The sequence below is a fragment of the Paenarthrobacter sp. UW852 genome (assembly GCF_024608385.1).
In the GTDB taxonomy this organism is placed as follows: Bacteria; Actinomycetota; Actinomycetes; order Actinomycetales; family Micrococcaceae; genus Arthrobacter.
The window spans coordinates 1-15,636 of record NZ_JAMSGY010000016.1 but is presented as its reverse complement, the minus strand read 5'-3'; the positions used below and the strand labels follow the sequence as shown (position 1 = coordinate 15,636).

At 64.2% G+C, this 15,636-nt stretch carries 17 protein-coding genes; 15 read left to right on the top strand and 2 right to left on the bottom strand.

What is annotated here, in order from left to right; genetic code table 11:
- The 11 genes from NEK97_RS19720 to NEK97_RS19670 form a co-directional block, all read left to right on the top strand.
- The coding region (locus NEK97_RS19720) for a lipoyl synthase (RefSeq protein ID WP_257371340.1) at positions 1-616 on the top strand (616 nt) is incomplete at its 5' end.
- Between the two features lie 466 nt (positions 617-1,082).
- Positions 1,083-1,535 (top strand): hypothetical protein, encoded by a 453-nt coding sequence (locus tag NEK97_RS19715; protein ID WP_257371399.1) that lies wholly within the window; start codon positions 1,083-1,085, stop codon positions 1,533-1,535.
- A 98-nt stretch (positions 1,536-1,633) separates the two neighbouring features.
- A complete protein-coding gene (locus tag NEK97_RS19710) occupies positions 1,634-2,473 on the top strand; it encodes a hypothetical protein (protein WP_257371398.1) in 840 nt (279 codons plus the stop codon).
- A 1-nt stretch (position 2,474) separates the two neighbouring features.
- The gene (locus tag NEK97_RS19705) at positions 2,475-2,990 is read left to right on the top strand and encodes a hypothetical protein (RefSeq protein WP_257371397.1); all 516 of its coding nucleotides are present in this window, start codon (positions 2,475-2,477) and stop codon (positions 2,988-2,990) included.
- Complete coding sequence (locus NEK97_RS19700) at positions 2,987-4,225, top strand: hypothetical protein (protein ID WP_257371396.1); 1,239 nt, start codon at positions 2,987-2,989, stop codon at positions 4,223-4,225. Before NEK97_RS19705 ends, NEK97_RS19700 begins: the two co-directional genes overlap by 4 nt.
- 168 nt (positions 4,226-4,393) lie before the next feature.
- Positions 4,394-5,467, top strand: a complete 1,074-nt coding sequence (locus NEK97_RS19695; RefSeq protein WP_257371400.1) for an FUSC family protein — start codon at positions 4,394-4,396, stop codon at positions 5,465-5,467.
- Positions 5,468-5,540: 73 nt separating this feature from the next.
- Entirely contained in the window at positions 5,541-6,038 is a 498-nt protein-coding gene (locus NEK97_RS19690; RefSeq protein ID WP_235518516.1) for a MarR family winged helix-turn-helix transcriptional regulator, read from the top strand.
- 78 nt (positions 6,039-6,116) lie between these two features.
- Complete coding sequence (locus NEK97_RS19685) at positions 6,117-6,518, top strand: hypothetical protein (RefSeq protein ID WP_257371395.1); 402 nt, start codon at positions 6,117-6,119, stop codon at positions 6,516-6,518.
- Positions 6,515-7,369 carry a serine/threonine-protein kinase gene (locus NEK97_RS19680; RefSeq protein ID WP_235518524.1) on the top strand — a complete coding sequence of 285 codons (855 nt, stop codon included), beginning with the start codon at positions 6,515-6,517 and terminating at the stop codon, positions 7,367-7,369. The genes NEK97_RS19685 and NEK97_RS19680 overlap by 4 nt, the downstream gene beginning before the upstream one ends.
- A gap of 72 nt (positions 7,370-7,441) precedes the next feature.
- Complete coding sequence (locus NEK97_RS19675; protein ID WP_235518535.1) at positions 7,442-7,702, top strand: GlsB/YeaQ/YmgE family stress response membrane protein; 261 nt, start codon at positions 7,442-7,444, stop codon at positions 7,700-7,702.
- A 282-nt stretch (positions 7,703-7,984) separates the two neighbouring features.
- On the top strand, positions 7,985-9,193 hold the full coding sequence (locus NEK97_RS19670) for a hypothetical protein (RefSeq protein WP_257371394.1): 1,209 nt from the start codon (positions 7,985-7,987) through the stop codon (positions 9,191-9,193).
- 31 nt (positions 9,194-9,224) lie between these two features.
- On the opposite strand, the gene NEK97_RS19665 is transcribed toward NEK97_RS19670, so the two are convergent.
- On the bottom strand, positions 9,225-9,980 hold the full coding sequence (locus NEK97_RS19665) for a ZIP family metal transporter (RefSeq protein ID WP_235518540.1): 756 nt from the start codon (positions 9,978-9,980) through the stop codon (positions 9,225-9,227).
- 221 nt (positions 9,981-10,201) lie between these two features.
- Between NEK97_RS19665 and NEK97_RS19660 the strand changes: the two genes are divergently transcribed.
- Entirely contained in the window at positions 10,202-10,807 is a 606-nt protein-coding gene (locus NEK97_RS19660; RefSeq protein WP_257371393.1) for a CalY family protein, read from the top strand.
- 238 nt (positions 10,808-11,045) lie between these two features.
- Complete coding sequence (locus NEK97_RS19655) at positions 11,046-11,750, top strand: signal peptidase I (RefSeq protein WP_235518543.1); 705 nt, start codon at positions 11,046-11,048, stop codon at positions 11,748-11,750.
- Between the two features lie 145 nt (positions 11,751-11,895).
- On the opposite strand, the gene NEK97_RS19650 is transcribed toward NEK97_RS19655, so the two are convergent.
- Positions 11,896-13,173: an MFS transporter gene (locus NEK97_RS19650; RefSeq protein WP_374111556.1), complete on the bottom strand. Its 1,278-nt coding sequence runs from the start codon at positions 13,171-13,173 to the stop codon at positions 11,896-11,898.
- A gap of 174 nt (positions 13,174-13,347) precedes the next feature.
- Between NEK97_RS19650 and NEK97_RS19645 the strand changes: the two genes are divergently transcribed.
- On the top strand, positions 13,348-14,085 hold the full coding sequence (locus tag NEK97_RS19645; RefSeq protein WP_257371391.1) for an IclR family transcriptional regulator: 738 nt from the start codon (positions 13,348-13,350) through the stop codon (positions 14,083-14,085).
- 121 nt (positions 14,086-14,206) lie between these two features.
- A complete protein-coding gene (locus tag NEK97_RS19640; RefSeq protein ID WP_257371390.1) occupies positions 14,207-15,394 on the top strand; it encodes a 4-hydroxybenzoate 3-monooxygenase in 1,188 nt (395 codons plus the stop codon).
- Positions 15,395-15,636 lie beyond the last annotated feature (242 nt).

The window sequence follows — 15,636 nt, the reverse complement described above, 5'->3', positions numbered from 1 at the left end:
GGGTGTGTGGTTGTACGCCGAAACGGTGCGGAAGATCCACGAACTGAACCCGGGCACCGGGGTGGAGTTGCTGATCCCGGACTTCTCCGGCAAGCCCGAGCACATCGCGGCGATCTGCGATTCCAAGCCCGAGGTGTTCGCGCACAACGTCGAGACGGTGCCGAGGATTTTCAAGCGGATCCGGCCGGCGTTCCGGTATGAGCGGTCCCTGGATGTCATCACGCAGGGCCGGGATCTGGGCATGGTGACCAAGTCCAACCTGATCCTGGGCATGGGCGAGACCCGTGAGGAGATTTCCGAGGCCCTGCGTGACCTGCACGCCGCCGGGTGCGACCTGATCACGATCACCCAGTACCTGCGTCCTTCCGAACGGCACCTTCCGGTGGACCGGTGGGTCAAGCCGCAGGAGTTCGTGGACCTGCAGCACGAGGCCGAGGAGATCGGCTTCCTCGGCGTCATGTCCGGCCCGCTGGTCCGTTCGTCCTACCGGGCCGGGCGTCTCTGGGCCACCGCGATGCGGAAGAAGGGCTGGGAAATCCCGGCCGCACTGGCCCACATCGAGTCCTCCGGCACCACCCGCCAGGAAGCCTCCACCATCCTCGCAGCCCACAGCTAACCCCCTTGGACGCGCTCCCTTGCCGGCACCCGTCGTGGCTATTTAAGGCCGTGACATAGGGGGAGTAGTGTCGCGCCAGCGAAGAAAAAGGTTCGAACACCAGCGCAGTTTTTGCTCAAGACAGACACAATGTTTGCGCACCCACGCTTAAGCGGCTTCCCAAAGAGGGGTCAGGGCACCTGTCCGCACTGTGGACAGCGGCCCCCGGAAGCAGGTACCTGTCCCTTGCCCTGCCAGCGATCGCGCGAGGGACAGCAAGTAGACCACCACTGAAAACTGAGTACCTGCATGGCTCGTGTGGGTATTCCGGGGCCGATGTTCGGATGAAAAAGAGGCGTACACCGGATCGTAGCCGCGGGACGTGTGCGGCATGAAGCATGGGTGACATCGCTTCATCCGCCACCCTCGGCCGGATGGTGGGGGTTGCCCAGCGGCTCCCGAAACCGATCAACCAAGGAGCTACATCATGCGCAAACTTTCCAAGAAGAGCCGGGTCACCGCCGCAGTCGCAGGCGTCGCGTTGGTGGCGGTGGGTGGCGGAGCTGCCTACGCCTACTGGACCACCACAGGTTCGGGCAGCGGCGCGGCAACCAACTCGGCCGGTGGCGGTACCGTCACCCTTCACGCGACCTTCGCAGGCGGACTCGCTCCGGGCAACTCCGTCCCGGTTTCCTACACCGCGGACAACTCGACGACGTCCAGCACCGTGGTGGGTGCCCTCAGCGCGAATGTGACCACCAACGTAACTGCCTGCCTTCCCGACTGGTTTGAGGTCACGGCAGTGACCACGAACAGTCCCGTGGCCGCAGGCGCCACCGGAACTTCCGTAGGCAGCGGTGTCCTGAAGTTCAAGGACGTCGCCGTCAACCAGGACGCCTGCAAGTCCGCGATCGTCACGGTCAACGTCGGCAGCCTCTAGGCCGTCACGAGCCGGGGGCCACGTTTCACACGACGGCCCCCGGCTCACCTTTGCACCACGCCTCCAACGCCCCAAGCAATCGTCCGAAAAGAGCCTCCATGGACCACCGGCCAGAGCGCACCGCACCGTTCCAGCGAGCAGGAATCCCACTCCGTGCCCTGCTGCTTGCACTGGTGGTGGCCGTGGTACCCGTTGCGGCCCTGGCAGCGAGCAACGGGCAGGGCAACGCCGCAGCCAGCGTCAAGGGGATCACTGTCACGCTGTCCCCCTCAAGCCGCACCGTGGACCAAGGACAGTCCGCAACCTTCACGGTGTCCGCCACCTCAACGGGGGGCTTCACTGGTCCGGTGACGTTCACCGTGACCGGACTGCCGGCTGGAACGGCAGCCAGCGCCGCGCCGTCGTCGGTTAACCTCACGTCAGGGAGCACTGCCCAGACGACCCTGACCGTATCCACCGCGACTACCACTCCGGCGAACAAGGCGGATTTCACTGTCAAGGGAACCAGCGGAGCAACGGTGTCGAACGCGGCGCCGGGCCAGTTGCAGGTCCTGGAAGTCAAACGCACTTTCGGGGTGACGGGGACGGTGAACGGGCTTCTGGCCCCGGGCATTTCCCGCGCTGTGGACCTCCAGATCTCCAACCCGCAGAACAAGAGCATCGCGGTGACGAACCTGTCGATGGAAATCAGCCAGGTAGTCCGGACATCTGCAGCAGTGGCGGCGAACTTGCCGTGCACAGCGGCGGACTACCAAGTCACCCAGTACTCGGGGGCGTACCCATTGACCGTGGAACCGGGCACCCGCTCCTTGTCAGGCCTTGGAGTGGCCCAGGCGAAGTGGCCCCAGATCAAGATGCTCGATACCAACAAACTGCAGGACGGTTGCAAAGGCGCGACCCTCCAGCTCACCTACACAGGCACGGGACAGGCGAACTGACATGAAGACGACAGTCCGAATCCCCCACACCCCCAGCACGGGGCGCCTTGCAAGAACGGCAGCGGCCACCGTAGCGCTTTGCCTCCTGGGCGGTGCCGGCTCCGCCTACGCCTACTGGGCGACTACCGGGGCTGGATCCGGCGCAGCAACCAACGGCACCATGCAGACCGTTACGGTGAGCGCCCTCGTCGCGGGCGATACCCTGCAAACCAGCTTGGTGCCCGGTGGAACGGCCGACGTCATCCTGAGGGCCAGCAACCCCAACCCTCACCCGGTGACCATCTACGGAGTCTCCGGCAACGGCCCCGTGACCGCCGATTCCAGCCACTCCGGCTGCACCACCACCGGCGTTACCTTCACGCCACCCGCGGCACCGCTGACGCCGACGGTCACTATTCCCGCGAGCAGCTCAATCCTGCTCACGCTGCAAGGCGCCGCAAAGATGGACGTCACCTCCATGTCGGCCTGCCAAGGAGCCCAATTCGGCGTTCCCGTCACGTTGGAGGTACGAAAGTGAACCGGAAACGCACAGTCCCTGTCACTGCCTTCGGCAAGTGGAACCGCCTTGCCCTGGTGATGGCGGGAATCCTCCTCGTCTCATGGGGCGGCCCGGCAGCCAGTGCATTCTGGGGTTCCGTAGGCACTGGTTCCGGCGCATCGGTAGCCGACGCCGTAGCCCAAGGAGCCAAGCCCACCACCGCAGTTTCAGGCGCCAACGTCACCGTCACTTGGGCGGCCAGTACGACGGCGGCAGGCCGGCCCGTGGGCGGCTACAGCATCGCCCGCTATGGAACAGCAACCGGGGGAACCAAGGTGCCAGCGACCGGTGGCTGCGGCTCCAGCGTCGCAGGACTAAGTTGCACTGAAAGCAATGTTCCTGCGGGGACCTGGTACTACTCTGTGACGCCAATGCTCTCCCTCTGGCAGGGCACTGAAAGCACGCGAAGCGTTGGTACCACCCCGGTCACCGATACCACACCGCCCCTTGCTCCCGTGGTGACGGCTCCGACCTACGTACATCAGGGCAACGTCACCAACGTTCCTGTCGGTGGCACCGCGGAAGCCAATTCAACAGTGGTCCTCACCGTCAGTGGCGGCGGGGCGTTACCGGTCACCCAAAACATCACTACCTCCGGGGCCGGTCACTGGAACGCTGCGCCGTTGAACCTCAGTGCTTACAACCCGGGCACCATCACCTTCTCCGCCAAGGCAACTGACGCGGCGGGCAATACGGGACCGGCGGGCACGGCGACATCAACCAAGGACGTTTCGTCTCCCACGGTCACGGGAGTGCTGTTGACCAACGGTGGGACTGCGGGGACCGTGGACAAGGGTGACAAGGTGACACTGACGTTCTCTGAGCGTCTCAGTGGAAGCTCGATGTGCAACACCTGGGCCAACGCACCGGCGACTTTGACCGGCAATGGAGTCGTTACGGTAAAGGTTGACGCGGACAGCAACCTCACCGTGACCAGCACCGCCTGCACCGTCAATCTGGGAAGTGTCTACCTCGGCGCAAGCTACACCACAAAGGACCTGACCTTCTCCGGAAACGGCCAGGGCGGCAACATGTCCACCGTGGCTTGGGATGGTAACGGCACCATCGTCATCACGCTGGGCACAGCGAGCGGTAGTGGAACCACGGGACTCGCGAACGCCGTCCCCGTCTACACCCCGGCAACGAACATCACGGACATCGCAACGAACCCGGTTGTCCCCGGCGGAGTCAGCGGCACACCCTCCCGTTTCTGATCCCTCCATCGATCCAACGCAGTACGTCACAGATAGTGCCCCTCAGCGTGATGAGGGGCACTATCTGTGCCTGATCCCCGGGTAGCCCAGCGCTCGGAGCGTAACCTTGAAGCGGACGCCAGTGCCGCCGTCGTACGTTTGATCCTGCGACGAAAGGCGAGCCGCCCTTTGAAGGCTGTAGCGGAAATGTTCACGATGGGTCCGGGGAACAAGGACCACCATCCCGCCCTACGCTGCGCCGTAGGGGTGTTCGTGCCGCTGATCGTTTTGACGCTGCTGGGGCGGCTGGATCTGGCCGTGTTTGCGTCGTTTGGGGCCTTCACCGGAATCTATGGGCGCAATGAACCGCACAGCGTCCGTTTCCGCAGCCAACTCCGGGCTGGCGGCTTCATGCTTTTCATCATCCTTTGCGCCACGTTGTTGGCCCGTGGGGAGCATGCGTGGGGCCTGGACGCCAGCTCGTATTCCTGGCTCCTGATCGTTGCGACCACCATCGTGGCCGGCACCTGCTCCGTAGTGGTAGCTGCCTGGCGACTCCGCCCCGGCGGCTCCCTCTTTCACATTTTTGCTTTTGCCGCGATCGCTTCGATACCCACGCAACCGCCTCTGTGGGAGGCAATGCTGGTGGCAATCCTGACCACGGTTTTCTGCCTGTTGGTAGGGATGTCGTCCCGGGTGGTCAAAAGCCACCGGACGCCATGGAAGAAACCGCCGCGCATCCGGCACACGCCTGCCGAACTGCGGGCCATCTGGCTTGAAGGAGGTGGATACCTGGTAGCGGCCGGGCTCGCGGGGACCTTGGCGACGCTGGTGGGCCAACAGCTTGGCTTTGGCCACACGTACTGGGCCATGGTGGCAGCCGTGGTGCCGCTGGTGGGCCATTCCACCCGGCATCGGGTGAGCCGGGGCATCCAAAGGATCGCGGGAACGGTGCTTGGCCTGGTGCTCCTGGCAGGCATCCTGTGGCTCAATCCGGCGCCGTGGGCCATGGTCCTGGTCATAGCGGCGTGCCAGTTCGGTGCCGAGATGTTCATTGCCCGCCAGTATTTCATCGCACAGCTCTTCGTCACCCCGCTTGCCCTGATTGCCACGCTCCTCGCCGCGCCGGTGGACCCGAGTCTGCTCCTCCGGGACCGGATCATCGAGACCGTCATAGGTGCCGCCGTCGGTGTTGCAGTCGTGGTGGCCCCGGCAGTGTGGCGCCGTGTACGGGTGCGCCAAGTCTCGTTCAGCGAACGGTAGTCCGGGATCTTCGCTTCATGGACTAGTATCAATTGGTTAGACAATCAAGATACATGTCTACCAAAGGACTGGTGTGAGCGACAAGGATGAACGCAAGGGATATTGGTACGGGCTGGAGAGCCGTAAGCAGATGGGCGCCGTGGACGTCCTGAACGCACTCAGGGACTACCGGACGGCCGAAGCTGACATGCGGCGGCGAACGCGCGCCTCGATGGGCATGGGGGAGACCGACCTCATGGCGTTGCGGTACCTGCTTGAAGCCGAGCGTGCCGGCCGGGAGGTGGGCCCCAAGGAGTTGGCGGTACGGCTTGGGGTGACCTCGGCCTCCATGACGTCGTTGGTGGACCGCCTGGTGAGGTCCGGCTACGTTACCCGAGAGCCCCACCCGACTGATCGTCGAGCCCTCATTCTCCGCCCGACACCGGGGTCGGAACAGGAGGTCCGCAGTACCTTGGGCGACATGCATTCGCGCATGATGGAGGCCGCCGAAACGCTGAGCAGCAAAGACTCCGCGGTGGTGGTTGAGTTCCTTCGGCGTATGCGCAAGGCGATCGACAGCGTCTCCTCCTGAAGCTGAGTTGGACATTATTGATAAGTACACATATAACTAGATAGCCAAGCTACTTACTAGGGAATGTGTGGGCAAGCGATGACAATCGTGCTGCGTGAACCGAGTTCCACCCCCGTCGTCCACGATGACGTTGACGTCATCGTGGACCAGGTCATCCCGGCAGGCCCCGTACATTGCGGTTCACGCATGGCGATTTCCGCTGGCCCGGCCCACGATGCCATGCAGTGGGTTTCCGTCGAACCGATCTGCCCCGAGTGGGCCTGCGGTTGCGGCTTCCGGATGGACATCGACGCCATAGATCCGGTGAGCGGCGTCTGGATCGCCGCCCTTCGGCGCCAGAGCCTGCAACATGAGCTGGCAATCTCCCAGAACACCCTGGCGCTCGCCTTCAAGAGGGCAGTCGATGCAGGAGTGGACCCCGTCGCCCTCGCCGAGGTGGCAGGTGTGCCTGCTGCCGAGATTGAATCACTGCTCCAATGACGCTCATGGAGACGGCGGCCGACCGCGCTGATCGCGGGGCCGCCCCTTCCGATGTGGTCCTTGGAGGACGATATCGGCTGGGCAAGCAGCTGGGCGGAGGGTCCGAGGCCTACGTCAAGGAAGCCCGGGACCTGGAGTCAGGCACCACTGTGGCCGTCAAGATCTTCAGGACCACAGCCAAGGACGCTCCTTTTCGACGCGAACTGGACATCCATGGTCCTTTGCGCCATAAGAACATCGCCAGGGTGGTGTCCTCCGGAAGCACCGAGGGCGACGAAGTCCAAGGCGCCCACAACTACCTGGTGATGGAACTGGTCCAGGGCCAGGACTTGCGGACCCTTCTTGAGGAAGGGCCAGCCTCACCGCATCAGACCGTTGAGTGGATGACCGGGATCGCCAGGGCCTTGACGTTCCTGCACAGGCGCGGGATTGTCCACAACGACATCAAGCCCGGCAATATCCTGGTGGATTTCGCCGGCGACCCAGGCGGCGTAGGAGTGGCCAAGCTGACCGATTTTGGCATCGCACTCAACGGACGGCACCCTGCGCCGAGCTCCTCCTCCGGGACGCCGCACTATCTGAGTCCGGAAGAAGTCTGTGGGGGCACCTCAACTGCTGCCAGTGACATTTATTCGTTGGGCCTGGTTGCCCTCGAGTGCCTCACCGGAACAAAAGCCTTTCCCGGCCCTCCCCTTGAGTCCATGGTTGCGAGGACCCTGGGCGAACCACGAATTCCCGGAACGGTCCGGCGGCGCTGGTCCATGGTGCTTCATGCCATGACAGACCCCGACCCGGCGGGTAGACCGTCTGCCAGCCACGTTGTCGGTATGCTCCGACGGCTCGGCTGGTAGCCAACAATCAGGTCGATAGCGGCGTGCGCTCTCATGCCGAACTGGGGCCTCATCACGAAAGAGAGATAAATAATGGGAATCATTGGTTGGATTATTCTGGGTCTGATCGCCGGCGCCATTGCCAAGGCCATCATGCCGGGCCGTCAGGGTGGCGGCTGGATCGCTACTCTGCTCCTGGGCATCGTTGGCGCCATCCTGGGTGGATGGATCGGCAGCGCGCTCTTCAACGTTGGCATCAACGAGTTCTGGTCGCTGTCCACCTGGTTGCTGGCCATCGTGGGCGCACTGATCGTCCTGGCCATCTGGGGCCTGCTCACGCGCAAGAAGGCGTAAGCGACTGACAGCAAGGGAGGCCCCGACGCCGCGTTTCACGACGCAGGCGCCGGGGCTCTCTGGTTTTAAGGGGCCCTTTGAGGGGGCCCTTGAGTTTGAGGGGCCCTTTTGATTGCCCTCTTAGAAAGCCACTTTTCAGCGCCTCCTTTTGAGCGTCCACGCACGGCGTTTTTCTGACCGCGGCCGGTCATATATTCCCCAGCCGGGCCCCGGCTGGGTGTGGCCCCGGACCCTCCGCTACGCTGCTCGACGTCACCACCCACCGCACGCTAAGGGCCAACGATGTACTCTTCAGCCGCCGCCATCAAAAATCCGCCGGGACAGAGCCCCAAACCAAGCACCCTCGGGACAGCGTTGGGCGCCTTCGGAGTCGCCGGCATCATGGGCATCGTCGCTGTGGTCCTGTATGGCTTGGGGCAGCAATCCCCGTATGTTGGCCCCGGTTACTCCGGCTGGGCCCAAGCGGCCGCGGATTCCCCGGTGGCTGCTGCAAGGTGGTTCCTGGGGGACATGACGGAGCCGCTCTTCTACAAGTCCGACCTCGCAGCCCTGGGGCTGTTGGCAGGAGCGGGGTTGGCCCGGTGGGTCGGCCGCCGACAGGGCCGCGTCGGGCGGCGGGAGAGCCTGGGTCCCTGGATTCTTGCGTCGGCTTCGCTGAGTTTGCTGCTGTCCAACGTGGCGTTCGGATGGTTGCTCGACGACGGGTGGCAGCCAACGTTCGTGCCTTTCGTTTGCGTGGCTCCGGCCGTGGTGATCCTCTACGGGGCCGGGTGGCAAACGTGCCTCACGGGCGCCGTGCTCGGTGCGGCCACCGTCACGCCCTTGGCGTTGATATTCATCCCCATCCTCGCCAACCCCCTTGGCCTGCCGCCCGTGGTGGCAAACGTCCTGGCGATGTCCGGGGGGTCCATTCTCTCTTTCCTGGTCGCACGACGGTTGCCCTGGCTTGTCCTGCGCGAGCGCGAGCCGGACCTCGGCGCGGAACGGAACCTGCCGGCGTCGGGCTTTAACCAGTCGCTCCTCGGGGAAGCCCTGTGGGCTGCGCGACGGGTCATCAGGGACTTCACGGAGACGCACTTCATCGCCAAGGGGTTCGCCAGCGTCGGCATGCTTTCCGGGGCTGTGGTGGCGTATGTCCTTAATCCTGGGTTGCCGTCCTACGGGTCCGGCCTGCTTCCGCACATCCTCTTTGCGCAAGCACTTACCTCCGCCATCGGCGTGGTCCTTTGGCGGGGCTGGTACCTGGATGGCGGTTGGGCTGCGACGTATGCGTCCGTGGTGTCCGTCGCCCCGGCGGCCGTCCTCGCCACCGGTGGTTCCTTTTTTGGCGTTGTGGGCGGGGCGATCCTGGGCGCTGTACTGGCCCCGCCGCTGGCCCGGGTTTTCTCCGCAAAGCTCCCCGCGGACTTCCACCCTGTCGTTGGCAACACTGCAGCCATGGCGGTATCGACGGCGGTAGCCGTACCGTTGCTTGGACTGCTGCCTGCCTGAGGCCGGGAGGCGGCCGGGTTGCGTCCGGAGGTCAGCCTCCGATGTGGTGGATCGTGAAGGCGCTAAGGAATCCGACGGCGGCCGTCAGGCCGGTCATGTTGTGGTGCTCCTCGAACGCCTCGGGAATCATCGTGTCTGCCAGCATCGCCAGGATGCCGCCGGCCGCAATGGCTGTAATGAAGGCGATTACCGATTCAGGCGCGTCCTCAAGGGCGGCGTACCCCACTAGGGCCGCAAGTCCGCTGAAGACTGCGATGCCAACCCAGGTTCCAAACACGTAAGCGGGGCTGCGGCCGGACTTCTTCATGCCGGCCGTGCTGGACAGGCCTTCGGGGACATTGGAGATGAAGACGGCGGCAAGCATCGCCGGACTGACGGCGCCACCGGCCAACAGCCCCACGCCAAGGACCACGGATTCGGGGATGCCGTCGATGAGCGCGCCCACGGCGATGGCCGTACCGCTGCCCGGGGAATCCTTCTCGGTGGGTTGGGGCTCACTGGAGCGCTTCCTGTGCTTCGCCCCCGCCCGGGCCAGGAGAACGTTGGACCCAACAAAGATCAGTGCCCCCAGAAGGAAGCCGAGGACCGTGGGGAGCAACCCTCCGCCGTTCACGGCCTCGTCCACCAGTTCGAAGGCGAGTGCGGAAATCAGGACCCCGGCGCCGAAGGCCATGACAGTGGAAACCACCTTGGCGGGCACTTTCCACATCCACGCCACACCAGCGCCAAGAACCAACGCCCCGCCTGCCAGCGTCCCCCACAGCAGGGCCTGTAACCACATCGGCATTGACTTGCCCTTTCATCGCCGGTCCATATGCATCAAGCAGTGTTTCATAAGGAACCTTAGAAACTGTAAAAAGTCTTGAGGTTTTCCTGAGGGACTGTTGCGGGTTTGCAGGATTGGTTCTTGAGGGTGGCCCTGCACAGTAGTTCTTGTCAGCCAGAGAGGCTGGAACGAAGAACGGCCGGCCGGTCTCACGGTGGCCTACCGAAAGGACACTGATTCCCATGGCCATCAGCCTCAAGACCACCTCCGGCAAGATCCTCGCTTCCGTCGCACTGGTCGGCACCGCAGCCGCCGTCGCCGGCATGGGAACCTACGGCGCGTTCACCTCCTCGACCTCCGCCTCACAGGCCGTCACCGCAGGAACCGTCACCATCGCCCTGGGCACCGGCGCCAACAACACCCTCAACGTCCCCGTCGCGGGCCTGCTGCCCGGGGACAAAGTCGAAAAGCTCGTCTCCCTGGCCAACACCGGCAACTCCGACCTGAACAACGTCACCCTCACCACCTCCGCCGGTGCCACCGGATCCCTGCTCACCACCGACACCACCAACGGCCTGCAGCTGACCATCGAAAACTGCTCCGTTGCCTGGACCGGCGCCACCGCTCCCTACACCTGCGCCGGCACCAAGACCACCGTCCTGGCCTCAGGCCCGGTCATCGCCGCGAACAGTGTCCTGAACAACCTGACGTCCCTGACGAGCACCAAGACCGACAACCTCAAAGTCACCACCGCTTTGCCCGCCACCGCGGACAACACCTTCCAGGGCGCCACCTCCACCGTCGGGTTCTCCTTCACCGGCACCCAGCGCACGCAAACCACCAAGTAATCACCACGGCCCCGCGAAGGTCCCGAGAAGGCCCCGCGAAGGCCCCACGAAGGCCCCGAGAGGGGGTCGGAAGGGGGCCGCACCAGACTCCGCCGGGCCTGATCGGCCACCCCCCTGCCTGATCAGGCCCGCCGGGTTTTTCCTGAGCCAGACTTGAGGAATTTCCGCAGTAAGCCTGAGCCACGCCCTGCAGACTAGAAGCAGAACAACAACCCCTCCCGGAAGGAACGCCAGGACAATGAGCGCACTGAGCACCATCACCACCCCCGCCCTTCGCGGCCGGCGTTCCGCCGCTTCAAAGCCTGCACCATCCCCAAAGACCGCCGCTGTGAAGCAGCCCGCAGCGGCCACAACCGTCCCCGCCGGTGAACGGAGCACGTTCCGCCGGATCACAAGCCTGGCTGTTAAGTCCGTCGGCGTTGGCATGCTGGTCCTGGCGGCGCTGGTTTTCCTGTTCCTAGCCATCGGCCCGCGGGTCCTGGGGTACCAGACTTCCACCATGCTGACCGGGTCCATGGCACCGCTGATCAACCCGGGCGACGTCGTCGTGACGGTTCCGACTCCTATCGCGGACGTCAAGGTGGGCGACATCATCACCTACCACATCCCGGTCGAAGATCAGCGGGTGGAAACCCACCGCATCACCGAAATCACCGCTACGGCCGATGGCGGCGTAGCTGTGCAGACCAAGGGCGACGCCAACAACGGCATCGACCCCTGGATCGCCACCTTGCAGGGCAAGACCGTGGACAAGCAGGTCGCAACCATCCCGTACGTCGGCAACGCAATCCGTGCACTCCGCGAACCGATGGTCCGGAACATCCTGATGTACGGCGCACCGGCGATCCTGGTCATCGGTATGCTCGCCTCCATCTGGACCAAGGACGGCAACAAGACGACGCCGAAGGGCGCCGCGGTGCCGCAGGCGGCCAGCGGTAAGTGAGGGACGGGGTGCTCCTGCCCTGGATCGGTGCAAGACGCAGGCGCTGGCCGAGGAGTTGGACGACTCCCGGCCGGCGCTCCGTTTTCTCTCGACCTATCTCTCCATGCTGCCGGGACCCCTTGGCTCCCCGCACGCCGTCGCGGGGTTAGCGTCCGGCGAGCACGTTTGCGACGGCGGTTTTGACTTCGCGGGGCACCAGGACCAAGGCGGCAACGGCCAGCAGGCCGGCGATCGCGAAGACGTAGAAGCCAGCAGGGTAGGCGATGTTGGCGGCAACCAATGTTCCCGTCACTGCCGGGCCGACGATTGCGCCGAGCCTGCCGACGCCGGCGGCGAAGCCCAGCGCAGTTCCCCTGAGCCGTGGCGGGAACAACTGGCTGACCCACGCATAAACGAGGACCTGGGAGCTGAAAACGAAAATGCCGGTTACGAAGACGGCGGCATTGAGCAGGAATTCGTTCGGGATCTTGACGCTGAGGATCGCCAGGAGCACCGCGGACAGTCCAAACCACAGCAAAACAATCTTCTTGGTACCGTGCTTGTCGGCGAGGAATCCGGCCAGGAACAGGCCTGCGACAGCGCCCAGATTAAGGACCAGCAGCAGCGTCAGGCCGGTGCTGACCGGGTACCCGGCGGCAGCCATCAGCTGCGGAAGCCAGGTGTTCAGCCCGTAAACCAACAACAAGCCCATGAACGACGCGATGCCGATGCCAACCGCAACCAGGGGGTACGGCTTTTGCAACAGGTCGCGGAAACCGGTCTTGGGCGCGGCTTGGCTGCTTTCAGCGGAAGGCACGACGGCGGCAGGCGCCTTGGTGGGCTGGCTGGACGCACCGGGGGCGGCTTCGCGCAGTGACTCGGGCAGCTTGGCCCAAAGGAACGGCAGGAGAACCAGCCCGGCAGCGCCGCCGATGATGAACATGAGCCGCCAGTTCGGAACGATCAGGATTGCCAGCAAAGCGGTGGCGACGGCACCAACGTGGTAGCCAGTCATGGTCCGGGTGGTGGACTTTCCTGCTGAACCCGCTGGCGCGTAGTCGTTCATGTAGGCCAAGGCTGCGGGAAGGCATGCGCCCAGTCCCAGCCCGGCGAGAAGGCGCAACACCGAGAACACTGCAACGTTCGGTGCGAACGCGACCCCAATGGTGAAGATCGAGAAACCGGCAACGCACGCGATCAGCAGCTTGCGGCGGCCGAACGTGTCGGAGAGGGGTGCAATGAACAGTGCGCCAAGTCCTACGCCCACCAAGGAGATGGTGGCGGCGAAGGTGGCTCCGACTGCATCGAATCCCAGCTCCCCGGTCTTGATGAGTGTGGGTATGACGGTTCCCAGGACCACCAGGTCGAAGCCGTCCAGCACCATGGCTAGCCAGCACAGCCACACAGGCCATTGAGATCGGTGGGCAGATGGCATCGTTGGCATAGCGTCCTCGGTACGTCTGGGCAGTGCGTCTTGGTGATGTTCCCCGGGCCAGCGGCGCGGCCTTCGGGTATGAGAGTTGTATCACCGTCGCGTGTTGCCTGGCACACGTTCTACCATTGAATGGAAGGCACATCCGTGCTTTTTCTCAAGGGCGCTCCAAATGAGGATGGCATCGTGGCTAACTCCGCATCCGGCGATTCCGTGGTGGACCGGGTCGTGCGGGTCATCGAGGCATTCCCTGAGGGTGTCACCACTCTTCAGCTGACGGAATTGGCCGACCGGGCTGAGCTCCCTTTGTCATCTGCCCACCGGCTGATCCGTCAGCTTTCCCACCACGGGCTCCTCGACCTGGGGGCGGGCGGAACCGTCCGCCTGGGCTTGCGGCTCTGGGAACTCGTCAATCGAAATTCACCCACGCTGGCCCTCCGCCAGGCGGCAATGCCGTTCATGGAGGACATTCAGCAGGTCCTCCACCAGAACGTGAATCTGGCTGTGCTCGATGGCTGGGAGGCGCTTTTTGTTGAACGGCTCTCCCGTCGCGGATCGGTGGCCAACCGCGCACAAATCGCAGGTCGCATGCCCGTACACATTTCCTCAGCTGGCCTGGCCCTGATGTCCCACCAGTCGCGGGAGCTGCAGGCCGAGTACCTCCGACAGTTCCACGACCCGGCCGGGAAAGTGAGCGCCGACGTCGTGCGCCATCTCCTGGCAGAAGCCGCTCAACAGGGGTACGCGCAACTGGCTGGGGTGGTGGATCCGGACACTTGGGGGATCGCCGTTCCGGTGATGAACGGTAAGCGGAAGACGGTTGCCGCGTTGGGGGTCGTAGTGCCCCTTGCCGAGATGCGGCTCCAAGCGTTGGTTCCGGCCCTTCAGACTGCGGCCCGCGGAATCGGACGCCAGCTCGCCTAGCTGTCGGCTTCCGTTGAACGGAATTGCTGTAACGATCATCACGCCGATGGGGACAGACTGATGCCAGACCAATACAGCCCTGGCCGAAGCGCCGGGATCCGCAACGAAGCGAGGAACAACCATGGCACGCACGCCCATCAAGACCCAAGTGGCCATTATGGGGGCCGGCCCCGCGGGCCTCATGCTCTCCCACCTTCTGGCCAAGCAGGGCATCGAGTCCGTGGTGGTGGAAATCCGCAGCCGCAAGGACATCCAGGAAACCGTACGGGCCGGCATCCTGGAGCACGGCACGGTGAACCTGCTGGTCGACGCGGGGGTGTCGGACCGAGTGCTCCGCGAAGGCGACCGGCACGACGGCATCGAACTGCGCTTCAACGGTGAAAGCCACCGCATCAACTTCAAGGAACTGGTCGGCGAATCCGTGTGGCTCTACCCGCAGACGGACGTTTTCATGGACCTGGCCGCCCGACGCGAAGCCGACGGCGGCGCCGTCCACTACAGCGTCACGGACACCACTGTGCACGACCTCGAAGGCAAGCCGAAGGTCTGGCTCACCAATGCCGACGGGCAGGAATTCGAGATTCAGGCCGACTTCCTCGTTGGCGCCGACGGATCCCGCAGCCACTGCCGCTTCCAGATTCCTGAAGCGAACCGCAAGTGGTACTTCCACGAATATCCGTTTGCGTGGTTCGGCATCCTTGCCGAAGCCCCACGCAGCTCAGACGAGCTGATCTACGCGAACTCGAACAACGGTTTCGCCCTGATCAGCCAGCGCACCGAGACCGTTCAGCGCATGTACTTCCAGTGCGACCCCAAAGAGAACGTTGCCGACTGGGACGACGAACGCATCTGGTCCGAGTTCCGCAAGCGCGTCAACGGCAACGGCTTCGAGCTCGAGGAGGGACCGGTCCTCGAAAAGATGGTCCTGCCCTTCCGCAGCTTCGTCCATACCCCCATGCGTCACGGAAACCTGTTCCTTGCCGGCGATGCGGCCCACACCGTGCCGCCGACGGGTGCCAAGGGCCTCAACCTGGCCATCCACGACGTCAAGGTGCTCTTTGAAGGTCTCGACTCGTTCTACTCCAACGGCTCAACCACGCTGCTGGACTCCTACAGTGACCGGGCGTTGGAGCGGGTATGGAAGGCGCAGCACTTCTCCTACTGGATGACATCCATGCTGCACACCGTGCCCGGCGCCGGCGAGTTCGACCGCGCCCGCCAGCTTGGCGAACTCCACTCCGTGGTGACCTCGGAGCACGCCAAGGCGTACCTCGCGGAGTCGTACACAGGCTGGCCGACCTCACGCTGACGCTGCACCTGGCAAACCACCTCCAGCGCCCGACGTCGGGAAGTCCTCTTTGGGGCTCCCCGACAGTCGGGCGCTTGTTGCGTTAACTGCGCTCGACCTGAAGGTGGCCCAAAGGGTTTGCCTGGCTGGTCGCCGGCCCCACCAGCCTCAGGTTCTGAGTGGTGTGTGGTGGTGGTTGCGTCGTGGTGTTTGTGTGGGGTCGATGTGGGGTGGGGGGATGAACCAGGGGACTCCGGTTGTCG

Excerpts from the sequence above, each read along its gene's own strand:
- NEK97_RS19660 (WP_257371393.1), top strand. The coding sequence starts at position 10,202 with ATGGCCATCAGCCTCAAGACCACCTCCGGCAAGATCCTCGCTTCCGTC.
- NEK97_RS19705 (WP_257371397.1), top strand. The coding sequence starts at position 2,475 with ATGAAGACGACAGTCCGAATCCCCCACACCCCCAGCACGGGGCGCCTT.
- NEK97_RS19650 (WP_374111556.1), bottom strand. The coding sequence starts at position 13,173 with ATGCCAACGATGCCATCTGCCCACCGATCTCAATGGCCTGTGTGGCTG.
- NEK97_RS19680 (WP_235518524.1), top strand. The coding sequence starts at position 6,515 with ATGACGCTCATGGAGACGGCGGCCGACCGCGCTGATCGCGGGGCCGCC.
- NEK97_RS19655 (WP_235518543.1), top strand. The coding sequence starts at position 11,046 with ATGAGCGCACTGAGCACCATCACCACCCCCGCCCTTCGCGGCCGGCGT.
- NEK97_RS19670 (WP_257371394.1), top strand. The coding sequence starts at position 7,985 with ATGTACTCTTCAGCCGCCGCCATCAAAAATCCGCCGGGACAGAGCCCC.
- NEK97_RS19665 (WP_235518540.1), bottom strand. The coding sequence starts at position 9,980 with ATGCCGATGTGGTTACAGGCCCTGCTGTGGGGGACGCTGGCAGGCGGG.
- NEK97_RS19640 (WP_257371390.1), top strand. The coding sequence starts at position 14,207 with ATGGCACGCACGCCCATCAAGACCCAAGTGGCCATTATGGGGGCCGGC.
- NEK97_RS19710 (WP_257371398.1), top strand. The coding sequence starts at position 1,634 with ATGGACCACCGGCCAGAGCGCACCGCACCGTTCCAGCGAGCAGGAATC.
- NEK97_RS19675 (WP_235518535.1), top strand. The coding sequence starts at position 7,442 with ATGGGAATCATTGGTTGGATTATTCTGGGTCTGATCGCCGGCGCCATT.
- NEK97_RS19685 (WP_257371395.1), top strand. The coding sequence starts at position 6,117 with ATGACAATCGTGCTGCGTGAACCGAGTTCCACCCCCGTCGTCCACGAT.
- NEK97_RS19715 (WP_257371399.1), top strand. The coding sequence starts at position 1,083 with ATGCGCAAACTTTCCAAGAAGAGCCGGGTCACCGCCGCAGTCGCAGGC.